This window comes from Streptomyces sp. NPDC050636 (assembly GCF_040654775.1).
GTDB lineage: Bacteria > Actinomycetota > Actinomycetes > Streptomycetales > Streptomycetaceae > Streptomyces.
Genome location: NZ_JBFAIP010000005.1, coordinates 81,603 through 95,478, shown reverse-complemented (window position 1 = coordinate 95,478; position 13,876 = coordinate 81,603). Strand labels below are relative to the sequence as shown.

Sequence of the window (13,876 nt, the reverse complement as noted above, 5' to 3'; positions counted from 1 at the left end):
AGCCGGGCTTGAGGACTGAGGGCGGGGCGGCATGACTCGCCGTAGCCGGTCCATCGGAGCGGAGCCGGAGTTCCGCCGGTTACCGGAGTCTTACGGGGCGGTCCCGGCCGCCCGTCCCGCCGTCCGCTGGTGTTGGCTGGAGGTATGACGCACTTCGCCGCCTCCCCCGGGCCGCCCCGGCGGGTCCTGGTCGTCGAGGACGACCCGACCGTCGCCGAGGTCGTCACCGGCTATCTCACCCGCGCCGGGTACGCCACGGACCACGCCGCCGACGGCTTCGCCGCGCTCGACCGCGCCGCGGACTTCCGCCCCCACCTCGTCGTACTCGATCTGATGCTGCCGGGCATCGACGGCCTGGAGGTGTGCCGGCGGCTGCGGCGCGCCGAGGCGGGGCCGGCCGTCCCGGTGGTGATGCTGACGGCCCGCGGCGAGGAGGCGGATCGCATCCTGGGCCTGGAGCTGGGCGCGGACGACTACATCACCAAACCGTTCAGCCCGCGTGAGCTGGTGCTGCGCATCGGCTCGGTGCTGCGGCGGGCGGAGTCCGCGCCGCCGTCCGCGGCGCCCGCCGCCGTACTGCGCGCCGGGGACCTCAGCGCCGACCCCGGCGGCCGGAGGGCCGACCGCTCCGGGCACGAACTCGCCCTCACCTCACGCGAGTTCGATCTGCTGGTCTTCCTGATGCGGAACCCCGGGCGGGTCTTCTCACGGGAGGAACTGCTGCACCGGGTGTGGGGGTGGGAGTTCGGCGATCTGTCGACCGTGACGGTGCATGTGCGGCGGCTGCGGGAGAAGATCGAGGACGATCCGGCGGCGCCGCGGCTGGTGACGACGGTCTGGGGCGCGGGCTACCGCTTCGACCCCGTGACAGACGGGCCGGCGGCCGGCAACCCGGCGGCAGACGGGTCGCGGCCATGACGGATTTCCTGGTCATCGTGGGGCTGGCGGCGCTGGGCGCGGCGGTCGTGGGGCTGCTCGCCGCGCCCGCCGTACGCGTCCTGCGGCGGCGCTCGGTCGCGCTGTCACTGTTCGCGGTGGCGGCACTGGCGGTGGCCGCCATGGCGGCGGGGACGGTGGCGGTCGCGCAGGCGATGTTCCTGTCCGGGCACGACCTGGGCGTGGTGATGGCCGTGGTCGGCGTCTCCGGGGTGGTGTCACTGGCCGCCGCCCTGCTGTTCGGGCGGCGGATCGCGGCGGGCAGCCGGGAGCTGGCGCGGTCCGCCCGAACGGTCGGCAGCGAGGGCGGATTCGTCACGCCCACCGAGCCGCCGACGGCCGAACTCGCCGCGCTGTCAAGGGCGTTGGAGGAGACCAGCGGGCGGCTCGCGGAGGCCCGCGAACGGGAGCGGGCGCTGGACGCCTCGCGGCGCGAGCTGATCGCCGGGATCTCGCACGATCTGCGCACCCCGCTCGCCGGACTGCGGGCGATGGCCGAGGCGCTGGAGGACGGCGTCGCCGAGGACACCGAGCGCTATCACTCCCGGATGCGGGTCGAGGTGGACCGGCTGACCGCGATGGTCGACGACCTCTTCGAACTCGCCCGTATCGAGGCCGGTGCGCTGGCGCTGACCCTGTCGCGGGTGTCGGTGTACGACCTGGTGGACGACGCCCTGGCGGGGGCCCGGCCGCTGGCGCGGGCGCGCGGGGTGCGGCTGGTGGACGGCGGTGTGGCGCCGCTGCCGGTCCGGGCCGATGCCCAGCAGATCACCCGCGTACTGAGCAATCTGCTGGTCAACGCGATCCGCGCGACACCGGCGGACGGCACCGTCGCGGTCAGCGCGCGGCACGAGGCGGGCCGGGTGGTGCTGGCGGTCGAGGACGGCTGCGGTGGCATCCCCCAGGACGATCTGGCGCGGGTCTTCGACACCGGCTGGCGCGGGGGTGCGGCCCGTACGCCGCGCTCCCCCACTCTCGGCTTCGGTCGAGCGGGAGGTGCCCCCACCGGCGAGAGCGGCGCGGGGCTCGGACTCGCGATCGTCCGGGGCATCGTGGAGGCCCACGAGGGCCGGGCCACGGTGCGCAACGCGGGCGCGGGCTGCCGCTTCGAGGTGGAACTGCCGGCGGCGGAGCCGTCGGTGGGGTGAGGGTTGCGGTGGGGTGAGGGTCACCCGTCCCCGTCCTTCTCCCCGCCCGTCTCCCCGTCCTCGGGCTTCCACAGCGGATGGTGGCGCCTGGCCCACTCCGCATTCGCGGCGACGCCATATCCACGGTTCTCCCAATATCCGGGTTCGACCCGTTCGGTGAGGGCGATCCCGGAGAGAGCCACTTCGCCGACTTTTGACATCCTCCGCCCCATAAACGGGGCAGAATCCCATCCGAGTCAGCGTGCGACTGGATGAGTGGTTGACGCTTCACGGCCTGCCCAACGGCTAAGGCTCCACGTCCTGGCACCCACAATGTCCTGGGGCGCTGTGTTGCGTGTGGCTATCTCGACATTGAACGAGGCGTTGGTGTCGGCGTTACCGGACCAACCGCACGTCTTGTTCTTGCATACGAAGCGGGCCTGACTCTCGCGGCTGCCCTCGGTGATGAACCCGCAGGCATGGCAACGACGCGAGGTGTTCGGGGCGGGCACCTTGAACAGGTGTCCGCCCCGGTCGGCCAGCTTGTATTCCAGCATGGTGACCGTGCGGCCCCATGCCTCACCGCTGATTGAGCGGTTCAGTCCAGCTTTCTGCCGGACGTTCTTGCCAGGGGCCTCCACAGTCCCCTTGGCGGACCTGACCATGTTGGCGATGGTCAGGTCTTCCACCCCGACTACGCCGAAGGTGTCGGCGAGTTCGGTGGTGGCTTTGTGCTGCCAGTCGAGGGCTCGGCGCGTGGCTCTTGCGCGGAGCTGCTTGATCTGGTCGAAAGTGCGCTTGATGCGGTTGCTGTTGCGCTCGCCGGGCTTACGGTGATCCCGCTTGCGTGCAGCGGTACGCTCCAGGCGGCGCAACCGTTCCTTTTCCTTCGGCCGTAGCCACTCACCGTGCTCACGGAAACTGCCGTCCGAAAGGGCGAGAGGCTTGTTGATGCCCCGGTCGATGCCGACGCCACCACCCATGTGCGGCTTCGGTTCGTCCACCTCGGTCTGGACGCGGAAGACAATGTGCCAGCCGTTCGCTTCCTTCACCAGCCGCGCTCCGGTGACCCGGTTGAGCTTGTCGGCACGCTTGCCGACCGGCAGGTCCTTGGTCCACCGGAACTTGACCAGGCCGACCATTGGAACCCAGCACTGGCCCCAGTGGCCGGACAGGCGGGTGATGCGGAGGTCGCGGCCCTGGGGAATATCGACGGCTCGGCGGGAGGTGCGCTTCTTGAAGGTCGGTGACGCGGCCCGGCCTTTCCAGGAGTTGACCCACGCCCGGTGATACGTCTTGAGCACCGCTTGCGCGGCCTGTGCGGGGACAGCCCCCAACCAGGGAATCTCCTTGCGGGCCTCGCGTATGGCCTCGTCCATGCGAGCAAGAGACCGTTGACACTTGGGTGTCATCTGCCACAGCTCGTGCAGCAGATTCCACATCGCACGGGCCCCGTGGCCCTGGTCATCGACGGTGACGAGCTGATCGGGGGTGAGGTAAAGCCGGACCTTGTGGCCACGCTGACGCTTCAAATCCTCACCTCCGTCCGGTCGTTGCTATTGATGGAAAACCTAGCGTGCCGGTCTGACAGGCGTCTCGTCCTCCCTGACGCTGCAATGCCCGTCGCTGCAATACCCGCCACCTTCCCGCGGCAGGTCCAGCGCCGGGTTGCGGTCGAAGAAGCCGGTCGGGCGGAGGGTGAAGCCGCAGCGGTCGACGGGCATGACCGGCCAGTCCTCCAGCCGCGGCAGGTGGGTGGGGCCGAAGGTGTGCCAGAGCGTGAGGCCGGTCTTGAGGAGCGTTTCGCCGGGGCGCGACCACCGGAGGACGCCCGCCCCGCCGGGGTGCTGGTTGGGGTAGTCGCCGACGGGGAAGCGGCGTTCGGGGCGGCTGCGGGTGACCCAGAGGTGGCGGGTCGCGTAGCCGACGCGGCGGGCGACCGGTGAGCCGGGCCGGGCCATCAGGGTGGGGCCGGGCTGCGGGGTCAGGGTGTAGGCGACGGGCTGGCCCATGCGGTTGTACGAGGCGGGGTTGGTGATCCGCCAGCGGCGGCCGGCGGCCGGGTCGGCGAGGCGGCCGGCCTCGGCCGAGTCGGCGATGGGGGTGGCACGGGTGGTGAAGGCGTTGCCGTGGGGGTTGTCCGGGCCCATCGGGAGCGGGACGACATCGACCTCCTCGACCGTGTTGGCATGGCCGTCCACCGCCGGGTCCAGCCGGGCGCAGAAGAGGTGCTGGTGGAAGGGGGCCTGGAGGCCCGGTGCGACCTCGGTGGCGTACGGGGTGCGCTTGCCCGGCACGGTGGCCGAGGTCTGCACCAGGCCGGTGGACTTGGCCTCGAACTCGATGGTGCCGTCCTGGTAGAGGTACCAGTAGAAGCCGTAGTCGTAGTTGCCGAGGGTCGCGATGTAGGAGATGACCAGGCGGCGGGAGCGGCGGCTCTCGGCGGAGGAGTCGTCGAAGATGTTGGTGTGCTTCCACAGGAGGCCGTGGTCCTCCTCGTGGATGCAGATCGCGTTGGGCAGGGTCTGCGGGTTGCCCAGGTCGTCGGCGACGACGGCGTCGAGGTAGCGGATCTCGCCGAGGCAGTCGCAGCCCAGGCGCAGCGCGTTGGCGTTGCGGCCGAGGGTGTATTCGCCGACGTCGAGGTAGCAGACCCAGTTGCGGGCAGGGTCGGGTTCGGCATACGGGACGGCCATCTCGGCGAGTGAGGCGCGGTGCAGGACGGGGCGCAGCCGGCCCCCGTCGTGGTGTGCCAGCTGGTGCAGGACCAGGCCCTCGCGGCCGTTGAAGTCCACTCGCAGCTGCCAGTTCTGCCAGGTCAGTAGGGGGCCGTCGAGCGTGAAGGAGGGGCCGTCGGGCTGGCTTATCTCCAGCGGCTTGAGGTCCGTACGGGCCGGTCCGTTGAACTCGGCCTCGTAGCGGCCGCATTCGGCGGGTACCGGGACCGCCCCGGTGTCGATGAGGCGGATGACCCGGCGGGCGGTGAGGTCGACGTCGGCGACCAGGCCGCCCACGGGGTGCGCGAAGGGGTTGTCGGTCGCGTCGCAGCGCAGGAAGGTCAGCGAGCGCAGTATTCGCCGGCCGCGCTCCTCTTCTATGCCGAAGTTGCCGGCCGCGAGCGGGGCGCAGAGGGCGAGTTCGGTGGTGGTGATGCCGCGCTCGGCCATGGCCTTGCGCCAGCCCGGGTCGGCCTTGACGATCGCGTCGCAGCGCTCGTTCTCCTCGAAGAGGATCGGTGGCTGGCCGTCGGTGTCCGGGTGCAGTGCGCGGTACGAGAGCAGGGTGCGGGCGGTGACGTCGACGAGGGCTTCGTGGCTGGTGCCGGTGGCGGGTTCGAGCAGGGTGACCCGTAATCGGCGGACGACGGGGGCGCCGGGGCGGTGCGCGCAGACGGTGTGCCGGTCCGGCTCGTCGAGGAGGACCAGCGGGAAGCGGGTGCTCTGCGTCGCCTTGCCGGCTTCCGTCAGGACGGCGCGGGCGGTGGTGATCTCGTCGGCGGTCAGTGGGTCGAGCGGGTGCGGGGCCATCGTCAGCTCTCCTTGTACGGGGCGGCGGGCGGCGTGGTGCCCGGGTCCGGGGCGGCGGCCGCCGTGTTCAGCTTCTCCAGCTGGAACGCCTCGTTGCCCAGCCCGATCCTGGCGTGCGTCTCCGGGCGGGTGGCGCGCAGTACGCGGCCGTGTACGAGGCCGATCACGGCGGCGATGCCGATCACGGCGGGCAGCAGCCAGCTCAGGAGTGAGCCCTGCTCGGCCGCCACCAGGACGTCGAAGTCGGTGACGGCGAAGCCGAGGACGGTCAGCAGGGCGAGGGCGGCGAGCCCGGCGGCGGTCAGCCGGCCGGCCTGCGCGCGGCCGGCGCCGCGGCGGACGAAGAAGGCGATGACGGCGATGGAGGCGGTGGCCATCAGGAGGATCACTCCGAGCGCGCCGACGTTGCCGCCCCAGGTGAACAGCTTCAGGATCGGGGCGGTGGGGTCACCCGCGGGCTTGTCGTCGGTGACGGCGAAGCCAGTGACGACGAGCAGCGAGATGACGGTCTGGAGCAGCGAGCCGAGCGCGGGCGCGCCGCTGGACCGGGTGGTACGGCCGAGGGCGGCGGGCAGCAGCCCCTCGCGGCCCATCGCGAAGGCGTAGCGCGCCACGACGTTGTGGAAGCTGAGCATCGACGCGAAGATCCCGGTCACGAAGAACAGATGCAGGATGTCGGTGAAGGTGGTGCCCAGCCGCGGCTCGGTGAGCGCGAAAATCAGGTCCGGGCCATGCCGTCCGGCGCTCGCCACGACGTTGTCCGGGCCGGTGGCGACGCCGACCAGCCAGGAGCTGAGGGCGAAGAAGACGGCGACGAAGCCGACGGCGAGGAACATCACCCGGGCCACGACGGTCTGCGGGCGGCTGGTCTCCTCCGCGTAGACGGGGGCCTGTTCGAAGCCGACGAAGGCGGCGACCGCGAAGCACAGGCTGGTGCCGAGGCCCGCGCCGCCGAGGGTGGCGGGATGGAAGGCGTGCAGGGACAGGCCCTGCGGTCCGGGTTCGGCGGCGAACGCGACGTCGAAGACGACTATCAGCGCGACCTCGATGACGAGCAGCACGCCGAGCACCTTGGCGTTGAGGTCGATCTTCAGGGCGCCGAGCACTCCGGTCAGCAGCACGCCGGCCAGGGCCGGGATCCACCAGGCGACGGGCGTCGACAGGTGCCGGTCGAGCAGACCCGCGATCTCGAACCCGAAGATGCCGTAGATGCCGACCTGGAGGGCGCTGTAGGCGGCGAGCGCGACGAAGGAGGCGCCGGCGCCGACCGTGCCGCCCAGGCCGCGGGCGATATAGGCGTAGAAGGCGCCGGCGTTGTGGACGTGCCGGCTCATCTCCGCGTAGCCGACGCTGAACAGCGCCATGACCACGCCCAGGATGACGAACAGCAGGGGTTGTCCGACGATCCCCATGACCTGGTACGTGGTGACCATGACACCGGCGACGACCATCAGCGGGGCGCTGGCGGCCAGAACGGACAGCAGCAGGCCCGGTGTGCCGATCCGGTCGGCCCGCAGCGCCCGTTCCTGGCCCTTGAAGGTGCTGATGCCGGGTCCGCCATGGACAGGGTGCGGCCCTGCGCCGCCGGCGCGGTTCACGCCGCTCGTCGTTCTCGAACTGCCCGTCGGCATGGCGGGGTTGTCCTTTCCAGTGGGGGTGGAGGGAACGCGGCTGACCATCGGAGGGGTCAGGTGGAGCGGAACGCGGTGTCGCGCGCGGCCTTGAATGCCTTCTTGGCGTCGCGGCCCGTATAGGCCCAGGGCGCGGGCGTGACGTACGGGCCGATGCGGTGGAAGAGCGCCGCGGCCTCGGCCATCCTCCCCTCGTGGAACTTGGCGTGCGCGAGGAAGTTGAGGTCGACCTTGCCGCGCGGGTGCTCCTCGCCCTCCCACTCCAGCCACCAGTCGAAGGCGGCTTTCATGACCTGGCGGGCGCGGCGGGTGGCCCAGTGGCCGGAGGCGGCGGGGTCGGCCGGTTCGAGGCCCGCAGCGGCCAGTACGCGATAGCGCTCGGCGTGGGCGACGACGGGGAGCACGGCCAGCGGGGAGTCGGCGGGGGCCTGTTCGGCGGCCCACGCGGCGAAGTCGTAGACCTGGTGCAACGGGTCGTCCTGTTCGCCTTCTTGGTGCTCGGCGAGGCAGGCCGTCATCAGGTGGTGTGCGTGGTGGTGGTCGGGGTGGCGGGCCCGGATCTGGTCGAAGGCGTGCTCGCGTTCGTCGACGGTGCCGGTGCTGCGGGCGAGGATCAGCACGCCGAGCCAGGGGGTGGGGTCGTGGGGCAGCATCCGGGCGGCGGTCCGGCAGGCGTCGTCGGCGGCCTGGACGCTGTTTTTGCCGCGTAACGCGCGCTGGACGGTGGCGACGGCGAGGAGGGTGGCGGCGTCGCCGCTCTCCGGCTCGGCGAGCTGCCAGTCGCGGGCCCAGGCGGCGCCTCCGGAGCACCGGCCCAGGACGGCTAATCGGTGGCCGCGAAGGTCCCAGTCCTCACCGGTCTCGGCGAGCAGGGTACGCACGTGGGTCCACCGGCCGTGCGCCAACGCGTCGGTGGCGGCGACGAGTTCGGTGTCGTCGAGGGCCGGGGCGAGGACGGGGGCGTCTTTGCGGCGGGAACGTCCCAGGGGAGGCGGCGGAGGCGGAGGTGGGGGTGGCGGAGGAGTCATGGACCAGGGAACTCCATGGCACGCTGCACCGATCTTCACCTCACTGAGTTTTCCCACCTGCGTAGATGCGGTGGCATGGTCCACACAGAATCATCACGGACAGCAAAGCGGTAGGCAGTGCTCCGCGTCAAGGTTGCAAACGGAATGGCCGAATTCACCAACTCGCCATGTGGGAGGCGGGTTTTACCGCTCCCTTGCGCGCAGGCGACCGCCTACCGGAGCGGCCCTCAGGACACCGCCTTCGCCGCCGCCCGGCCCGCCGTGCGGCCCGAGAAGAGGCAGCCGCCCAGGAACGTTCCCTCCAGCGAACGGTAGCCGTGCACCCCACCGCCGCCGAAGCCCGCCACCTCGCCCGCCGCGTACACGCCCGGGAGAGGCTCGCCGCCCTCGGCGAGCACCCGCGACGAGAGGTCGGTCTCCAGTCCGCCGAGCGTCTTACGGGTCAGGATGTTCAGCCGTACGGCGATCAGCGGGCCGGCCTTGGGGTCCAGCAGGCGGTGCGGCGCAGCGGTGCGGATCAGCCGGTCGCCGACGTACTTGCGGGCCCCGCGCATCGCCGTCACCTGAAGGTCCTTGGTGAAGGAGTTGGCGATCTCCCGGTCCCGGGCGACGATCTCGCGGCGCAGCGCGGCCTCGTCGATCAGCGGCTCCTTGGTCAGCTCGTTCATCCGGCGCGCCAGGTCGGTCAGCGAGCGCTCGACGATGAAGTCCGCGCCGCGGTCCATGAACGCCTGCACCGGGCCCGGTGCGCCGGCCCTGGCCCGGCCCAGCACATCGCGGATGCTCTTGCCGGTCAGATCGGGGTTCTGCTCGGAGCCGGAGAGGGTGAACTCCTTCTCGATGATCTTCTGGGTGAGCACGAACCAGGTGTGGTCATGGCCGGTCTTCATGATGTGTTCGAGGGTGCCGAGGGTGTCGAAGCCCGGGAACAGCGGCACCGGCAGCCGCTTTCCCCGCGCGTCCAGCCACAGCGGGGACGGGCCGGAGAGGATGCGGATGCCGTGCTTCGGCCAGATGGGATTCCAGTTGTCGATGCCTTCGGTGTAGTGCCACATCCGGTCGCGGTTGATGATCCGCCCGCCGGCCGCCTCGGTGATGCCCAGCATTTTGCCGTCGACATGCGCCGGCACCCCGGAAAGCATCCGCTCCGGAGGCTTGCCCAGCCGCTCGGGCCAGTTGGCGCGGACCAGATCGTGATTGCCGCCGATTCCGCCGGAGGTGACGATCACCGCCTGTGCCCGGAGCTCGAAGGCGCCGGTCACCTCGCGGCTGCTGGGCCGGCCGCGCTCCATGTCGTCCGGCTCCAGGATCTCGCCGCTGACCGTGTCCACGCTCCCCGCACTGCGCGAAAGACCGTTGACCCGGTGCCGGAAACGCAGGTCCACCAGGCCGCGCGCGACACCGGCCCGCACCCGGCGCTCGAACGGCGCGACAAGGCCGGGCCCGGTACCCCAGGTGATGTGGAAGCGGGGGACGGAATTGCCGTGCCCGGTCGCGTCATAGCCGCCGCGCTCCGCCCAGCCGACGACGGGGAAGAACCGTACGCCCTGCCGGTGCAGCCAGGAGCGCTTCTCGCCCGCCGCGAAGTCCACGTACGCCTCGGCCCACTTGCGCGGCCAGTGGTCCTCGGGGCGGTCGAAACCGGCCGTGCCCAGCCAGTCCTGCCAGGCCAGCTCGTGGCTGTCGCGGATCCGCAGCCGGCGCTGTTCGGGCGAGTTCACCAGGAAGAGGCCGCCGAAGGACCAGTGGGCCTGACCGCCGAGGGACTGCTCGGGCTCCTGGTCCAGGAGGATCACCTTGCGTCCGGCGTCCACCAGCTCGGCGGTGGCCGCCAGCCCCGCCAGGCCTGCTCCGATCACGATCACATCAGCGTCGTACGCCATCTCTGCTCTCCTCACCGGGGCACGCCGGACGCTCTGGCCGCCGTGGTGGAATCGATCCTCAGTGCGCGGACCGCGGGCGTCAACCCGTTGTTACCGAGCGGTACCCCGGAGTGCGCGGGAGAATGGGGAGTGACGAGGGCCACCGCACCACCGCTGCCGGATGGCTATCCTCAAGCGCATCCCCGCCCCGCCTGATACGAGGTGTGCGACGTGACGGTGATTCTGCTCGCCCTTGGAGCGGCCTGCTGTCTGGGACTCGGATTCGTGTTGCAGCAGGCCGCCGCCCAGCACGCGCCGAAGCAGGACTTCCTCTCCCTGCGCCTGCTCCTGGACCTGGTGCGGATGCCGCGCTGGGTGGCCGGAATCGCGCTGATGGTGGTGGCGATGGCGCTCAGCGCGGTGGCGCTGGCGTTGGGTGACATCACCCTGGTGGAGCCACTGCTGGCGACGAATCTGCTGTTCGCGATGGCGCTGTCGCGGTGGCTGACCCGGCAGCGGCTCGGCCGGACCGGCTGGGCCGGACTGTGGCTGCTGGCGGGCGGCGTGACCGCGTTCATCGTCGCCGGCCAGCCGCACGGCGGCAGCAGCGATGTCGGCCAGCCGACGCAATGGCTGATCATGGGCGTGGTGCTGGGCACCGCCCTGCTGTTGGCGGCCATCGCCAAACGGGAACGGGTGCATGTCAGCCTGGAGGCCGCGCTGCTCGGTGTCGCGGCCGGACTGCTGTACGGGGTGCAGGACGCGCTGACCCGGATCAGCGGTGACCGCTTCTCGCACGGCGGCTGGGGCGCTCTGCTCACCGGCTGGCAGCTGTACGCGATCATCGTGCTGGGTGTCCTGGCGCTGGTGATGGTGCAGAGCGCGTTCGAGTCGGCGCCCCTGCGGATGTCGCTGCCCGCGCTGACCGCCGCCCAGCCGCTGGCCGGGATCGCCTGCGGGGTGGGATTCCTCGGTGACCGGCTGGTGGTGACGACGGGGGCGCTGGCCTGGGAGGCGGCCGGCATCGCGGCCATCATCACGGGCATCGTGCTGCTCGGCAGCCATCCGGCGATGCCGCCGGGCGCCGGCCGGGCCGCTAACGTACGGGAGCTGCAGCCGCACTAGGACCTTTCCGACCCTAGGCCAGCGGACAGACCCTAAGGCCGCGCGCCGCCCGCGATGCCTCCGGTCCCACACCCCTCATGCCCCCGCACGACCGGCCCGTGTCCGGGTGTGTCCCGGGTGATTGCATGGCCCCATGACCGATCATCACTCGCAGCAACCGCAGCAACCGCTCAATGCCGACGAGCTCCTCGACGTCGTCGACGAGAACGATCGGGTCGTGGGGCAGGCCCCGCGCGGTGAGACCTACGCGCGCAGGCTGCGCACCCGGTGTGCCTTCGTCCTCGTCCGGGACGCCGAGGACCGGATCTTCGTGCACCGCCGCACGCCGCAGAAGCTCGTCTTCCCCTCGCACTACGACATGTTCGTGGGCGGGGTGGTCGGCGCGGGCGAGACCTACGACGAGGCGGCGCTGCGCGAGGCCGAGGAGGAGCTGGGCGTGGCCGGGCTGCCGCAGCCGGAGCGGCTCTTCAGCTTCCTGTACGAGACGCCCGAGCACACCTGGTGGTCCGCGGTCTACGAGGTGCGCTGCACGCTGCCGGTCGCCCCGCAGGAGTCGGAGATCGACTGGCACGCCTTCCTGGCGGAGGAGGAGCTGACCCGGCGGCTCGACGAGTGGCCGTGGACGCCGGACGGCCTCGCCGCCTACCGACGGCTGGTTGAGCGGCGGGCGTGAGCGCTGACGCCGCGGAACCACAAAAGCACGGCTCGGACCGGCCGGTAGAGTTCGGGCCATGATCCTCACCGACGGACTGCGGTCGATCGGCGCGGGCGTGCGGCTGTGGTTCTCGCCCGCGCGGGTCCGCGAGGAGGGCACAACCCCCGACTACCGCTTCTCGCTCGCCAATGAGCGGACCTTTCTCGCCTGGCTGCGCACCGGTCTGGCTCTGGTCGGCGGCGGCTTCGCGGTGGACCAGTTCCTGCCCCGGCTGCACGAGGTGGTGCGGGTGACCTTCACCGTCGCGCTGCTGCTGAGCGGTGCGGTGTGCGCGCTGCGGGCGGTCAACCACTGGATGCGCTGTGAGCGTGCGATGCGGCGCGGTGAGGACCTGCCGGTCTCCCGTTTCCCTTCGGTCCTGGCGCTGGGCATCGGCGTGCTGGCGGTGGCGATGGTCGTGGCGGTCCTGCTGGGCTGGACCGACTAGCCGATGGGCGACGGTCAGGGGCACGGCGCGCGGCCGCCGCTTCCGGCGCCCGACCGGGACCCCGGGCTCCAGCCGGAGCGGACCCGGCTGGCCTGGCGGCGTACCACACTGACCTGTTCGGCCGTCGTGGTACTGGGCGGCCGGGCGCTGCTGCGGAGCGGCGCCCCAGGCCCGGTGGTGGTGATTTCGGCGGCGCTGATGGGGCTGGTGTGGGTCGTCTTCATCGCGGCCGCGGACCGCAGGATGCGGGCGATGGCCACCGGCCGCCCGCCGGACCTGCCGCACCGGCTGGCCTGGGTGCTGGTCGGCTGCACCGTCGCGCTTGCGGCGTTCGGGGCGGCGATCGTGGCACCGTGATCCGACGGGCCGGTAGGCACCAGCTGCCCGTGCCCCCGGCCGCCTACGGGTCAGAGGTACCGTGACGCGACCCGCGTGGCACCGGAAGCGGCACCACCGGGTGCCCACCGGCCACAAACCCCGCTCCGGGAGCGTGGTGTGACAGTCCATCACCTGAAGGAAGACGGACCACCGCATGGCCAGCACCGAATCGCCCGTCGCCGAGCCGTATCTCACCGAACTGGACACCGGCGTCCACGCATTCATCCAGCCGGACGGGGGGTGGTGTCTGAACAACGCGGGCTTCGTCACCGACGGGGACGCCACTCTCGTCGTGGACACCGCCGCCACCGACCGCCGGGCGCGCCTGCTGCGCCGCCGGATCGCGGAGAGCGGCGCTCCGACGCCCCGCACGGTGGTCAACACCCACCACCACGGCGACCACACCTACGGCAACGGCGTCTTCGCGCCCGAGGCAACGATCATCGGGCATGCCGCCTGCCGCCGTGAGCTGCTGGCCGCCGGACATCAGCTGCACCTGGTGTGGCCGCATGTGGAGTACGGCGACATCCGTCTCACCGCGCCGACCGTCACCTTCACGGACGAGCTGACGCTGCACATCGGGGACATCGAGGTACGGCTGATCCACCCGGGCATCGCACACACCCCCGGCGACACCATCGTCTGGCTGCCCCAGCAGCGCATCGTCTTCACCGGGGACCTGGTCTTCCATGGCGGTACCCCGTTCGTCTTCATGGGCTCGCTGACCGGTTCGCTGCGCGCGCTGGAGGTGCTGCGCGGGCTGGACGCAGTCACGGTGGTCCCCGGGCACGGTCCGGTGGCGGGCCCCGAGGTGTACGACGACATCGAGCGCTATCTGCGCTTCGTCGACGGGCTGGCGCGGGAGGGTCGTGCGGCGGACCGTACGCCGCTGGAGGTGGCCCGGGAGGCGGATCTCGGCCCGTTCGCGGCGCTGGCGGAAAGCGAGCGGCTGGTGGCGAATCTGCATCGCGCGTACGCGGAGCTGGCGGGCGCCGAGCCGGGCGCGCCGCTCGACCCGCTGGCCGGCTTCGGCGACATGGCGGCCATGAACGGCGGGGTCCTGATGGCCTGCCACGCCTGACGGGCCCGCCGTGATCCACCTGCCGGACCCTGAGCCGGG

Annotated in this window: 13 protein-coding genes; 7 read left to right on the top strand and 6 right to left on the bottom strand. The window is 71.5% G+C overall.

Going from position 1 to position 13,876, the window contains the following annotated elements; genetic code table 11:
- The first annotated feature begins 144 nt into the window (after positions 1-144).
- Positions 145-918 (top strand): response regulator transcription factor, encoded by a 774-nt coding sequence (locus tag AB0I10_RS07620; protein ID WP_363151412.1) that lies wholly within the window; start codon positions 145-147, stop codon positions 916-918.
- The gene (locus tag AB0I10_RS07615) at positions 915-2,084 is read left to right on the top strand and encodes a HAMP domain-containing sensor histidine kinase (RefSeq protein WP_363151411.1); all 1,170 of its coding nucleotides are present in this window, start codon (positions 915-917) and stop codon (positions 2,082-2,084) included. Before AB0I10_RS07620 ends, AB0I10_RS07615 begins: the two co-directional genes overlap by 4 nt.
- A gap of 20 nt (positions 2,085-2,104) precedes the next feature.
- Here AB0I10_RS07615 and AB0I10_RS07610 read toward each other — a convergent pair whose 3' ends face one another.
- The 6 genes from AB0I10_RS07610 to AB0I10_RS07585 form a co-directional block, all read right to left on the bottom strand.
- Positions 2,105-2,284: a hypothetical protein gene (locus AB0I10_RS07610; RefSeq protein ID WP_363151589.1), complete on the bottom strand. Its 180-nt coding sequence runs from the start codon at positions 2,282-2,284 to the stop codon at positions 2,105-2,107.
- A 36-nt stretch (positions 2,285-2,320) separates the two neighbouring features.
- Positions 2,321-3,595 carry a transposase gene (locus AB0I10_RS07605; protein WP_363151410.1) on the bottom strand — a complete coding sequence of 425 codons (1,275 nt, stop codon included), beginning with the start codon at positions 3,593-3,595 and terminating at the stop codon, positions 2,321-2,323.
- Between the two features lie 39 nt (positions 3,596-3,634).
- Positions 3,635-5,590 carry a primary-amine oxidase gene (locus AB0I10_RS07600; RefSeq protein WP_363151409.1) on the bottom strand — a complete coding sequence of 652 codons (1,956 nt, stop codon included), beginning with the start codon at positions 5,588-5,590 and terminating at the stop codon, positions 3,635-3,637.
- A 2-nt stretch (positions 5,591-5,592) separates the two neighbouring features.
- A complete protein-coding gene (locus tag AB0I10_RS07595; RefSeq protein WP_363151408.1) occupies positions 5,593-7,221 on the bottom strand; it encodes an APC family permease in 1,629 nt (542 codons plus the stop codon).
- A 56-nt stretch (positions 7,222-7,277) separates the two neighbouring features.
- On the bottom strand, positions 7,278-8,249 hold the full coding sequence (locus AB0I10_RS07590) for a hypothetical protein (protein ID WP_363151407.1): 972 nt from the start codon (positions 8,247-8,249) through the stop codon (positions 7,278-7,280).
- Positions 8,250-8,476: 227 nt separating this feature from the next.
- A complete protein-coding gene (locus tag AB0I10_RS07585) occupies positions 8,477-10,132 on the bottom strand; it encodes an FAD-binding dehydrogenase (RefSeq protein ID WP_363151406.1) in 1,656 nt (551 codons plus the stop codon).
- Between the two features lie 210 nt (positions 10,133-10,342).
- On the opposite strand from AB0I10_RS07585, the gene AB0I10_RS07580 reads away from it, so the two are divergent.
- The 5 genes from AB0I10_RS07580 (at position 10,343) to AB0I10_RS07560 (ending at position 13,837) form a co-directional block, all read left to right on the top strand.
- Positions 10,343-11,236 (top strand): DMT family transporter, encoded by an 894-nt coding sequence (locus AB0I10_RS07580; protein ID WP_363151405.1) that lies wholly within the window; start codon positions 10,343-10,345, stop codon positions 11,234-11,236.
- A 133-nt stretch (positions 11,237-11,369) separates the two neighbouring features.
- The gene (locus tag AB0I10_RS07575) at positions 11,370-11,909 is read left to right on the top strand and encodes an NUDIX domain-containing protein (protein ID WP_363151404.1); all 540 of its coding nucleotides are present in this window, start codon (positions 11,370-11,372) and stop codon (positions 11,907-11,909) included.
- A gap of 58 nt (positions 11,910-11,967) precedes the next feature.
- The gene (locus tag AB0I10_RS07570; protein ID WP_363151403.1) at positions 11,968-12,378 is read left to right on the top strand and encodes a DUF202 domain-containing protein; all 411 of its coding nucleotides are present in this window, start codon (positions 11,968-11,970) and stop codon (positions 12,376-12,378) included.
- A gap of 3 nt (positions 12,379-12,381) precedes the next feature.
- Complete coding sequence (locus AB0I10_RS07565; RefSeq protein WP_363151402.1) at positions 12,382-12,735, top strand: DUF202 domain-containing protein; 354 nt, start codon at positions 12,382-12,384, stop codon at positions 12,733-12,735.
- A 175-nt stretch (positions 12,736-12,910) separates the two neighbouring features.
- Positions 12,911-13,837, top strand: a complete 927-nt coding sequence (locus AB0I10_RS07560) for an MBL fold metallo-hydrolase (RefSeq protein ID WP_363151401.1) — start codon at positions 12,911-12,913, stop codon at positions 13,835-13,837.
- Positions 13,838-13,876 lie beyond the last annotated feature (39 nt).